A 1602-nucleotide genomic window follows, 5' to 3' on the forward strand; every position below is an offset into this window, starting at 1 on the left:
TCTCCCACAGCCCGTCCGGAACAATCCAACTCCACGTACCCCGCCCCATACACAGCCCAACGAGCCATCACCACATAGGACACCGTCTTAGACGCTATAAAGGTCGTTGGTGTACTCGTAAATCACAACCAACGAGGCTCCCGGGCCGATGAGTTGAGGCGTTGAACACCTTTCTCAACGGCATGGGAGCCTCGTGCATTGCGGACGTCGCTGTCGTCACCTGATCAGTGGGCACACTGAAAGGTGCAATGACTGCTGTGGCCTCGTAAGTTTCTCAGCCGATCCCATCGTCCTGCGGACTCAGCAGCTCCAGAGCTCGCGTCAGGCGGACGACGTCCGGGACGTTTCCCCATTGCCTCATCCGGCAGGCATCAAGGAGAAGCGAAGCGGAGGAGTGCACTTCCCGAACGACTATGTCGGCAGGAAAATGCATTCGCCCTATCTCTCCCTTACCTTCGCCTTGTGTTACGACGACTGTGTCGGTATTCGAGCGGTCGATCGAAAGCCAGAAAGGGCCGTCGTAGAAGCGGACTCGCCTGCAGCGTGTACTTTCCTTGGCGATGGAAACAAGTGCTTCTGTGACATCACTGACGAATGCCACCATTATGTCGTTCCAGCGGGATTCAGGGAAAGGACCACTCGCCGTCTCGATCCAAACATTTCCCCAGATCGTACCGGCCCGAGTAATTTCCAGCGAATCTAGGTCGCAGTGCAGCCGAAACTCCATGGCTACCGCCAGACCGGATAGGCTGTTTCAATCAACTTGGTCTCCTTGTCCAGCCACATCTCGATCTCCAGACCTTCGGCCATGCCTCGGAGGAGCACCCTGGAACCTTGCGACCGGCCTGCTACGGTAGCGAACCGGTATGCTGTCAGGATGGTCGACTCGATTTTCTTCGGCGACATATAGTCCGGAAATTTTGTCTTTTTCATGCTCTGCTTGTAGATTTTACCGTCCGCCGTGTGCCTTTCCAGTACGTGGACCATATCCACCGCGACCGTTTTCCAGGAGGGCAAGTTGATTGCCTTCGGAAGGAGGTGCAGCCCTTCCTTCGTCGCCAGACGCTTTCCTGCCCCCTCGATGGGGAACGGAACCATGCTCGCGTAAAGGCCAAAGTTGTAGGCCTGCGGGCAGGTGATCTGGGCCCCGCTGAAGTAGCTGAAGGCTCCGAAGGAGATTCCGTCGATGAGGCCGAGGCTGCCTTGCCCGGACACGTTGATCAGGCCGCGGGTGGTGGTGTCCGACAGGTTCTTGGCGGCCTGGACGGCGGGCGGCTTGGTCGCTGTTTCGCGGTCCTCCTTCGCACAGTTGTTGTTCCAGCCCCAGTTGCCGGTGAATGCATCCTTCAGCTGGGTGGTGACGCTGCACAGGCCGCTGGGGTCGGTGCGGGTCGTGGGCATGTTCTCCGCGTAGGCGTAAGCCTGGGTGTACGGCGTGTCCTGCGCGGGGACGTGCGGATCTCGCGTGGAAAAGCGTCCTGTGCCCGGGTCGTAATTGCGGGCTCGCAGGTAGTAGCCCGCGGTGCTGGTCGTGGGCTCCTTGTACTCGCCGGTGAAGGTGAACCGGTTGACCGGCGGGGCGGCAGCGATGTTGGTGGTGGT

The 1602-nt window shown here is 59.3% G+C and carries 2 protein-coding genes; both read right to left on the reverse strand.

Going from position 1 to position 1602, the window contains the following annotated elements; translation table 11 throughout:
- Window positions 1–274: 274 nt before the first annotated feature.
- Window positions 275–727: a hypothetical protein gene (locus tag ACFYW8_RS44520; RefSeq protein WP_389093899.1), complete on the reverse strand. Its 453-nt coding sequence runs from the start codon at window positions 725–727 to the stop codon at window positions 275–277.
- 2 nt (window positions 728–729) lie between these two features.
- A partial coding sequence (locus ACFYW8_RS44525) for an RHS repeat-associated core domain-containing protein (RefSeq protein ID WP_389093904.1) occupies window positions 730–1602 on the reverse strand: 873 nt, incomplete at its 5' end.

Source organism: Streptomyces sp. NPDC002742 (assembly GCF_042888885.1).
In the GTDB taxonomy this organism is placed as follows: domain Bacteria; phylum Actinomycetota; class Actinomycetes; order Streptomycetales; family Streptomycetaceae; genus Streptomyces.